Genomic DNA, 273 nt, shown 5'->3' with positions numbered 1-273 from the left:
TGCGAGACGCAGGCGATCTCGGCGACGCTGCCGGGGCGGATCACCTGGGCCGCGACCTGGGGGAAACCTGCCTGGAACCGGTTGCGCCCGGAATCCAGCGGCACGAGCACACCGGCGGGGCGCAGGATCGGGTTGACGATATCGCCCACGCGCAAATCGAACTGCTCGATCCGGGCGTCGATCCCGGCATAGACGGTCATCTTCCCGATCTCGGTTTCGGCCTGGGCCAGCGCGGCCTGGGCCGTGGCGCGTTGGGCGGGCAGGGCGACCTCA

1 protein-coding gene is annotated in these 273 nt (G+C 70.3%); it reads right to left on the bottom strand.

All coding sequences use genetic code 11. The features are described from left to right. The coding region (locus tag E0702_RS17405) for a hypothetical protein (RefSeq protein ID WP_205742060.1) at positions 1-273 on the bottom strand (273 nt) is incomplete at both ends.

It is taken from the genome of Halomonas marinisediminis, from assembly GCF_004347715.1.
In the GTDB taxonomy this organism is placed as follows: domain Bacteria; phylum Pseudomonadota; class Gammaproteobacteria; order Pseudomonadales; family Halomonadaceae; genus Halomonas; species Halomonas icarae.
The sequence above is the reverse complement of the archived record's forward strand: the minus strand, read 5'-3'. Positions and strand labels throughout refer to the sequence as shown.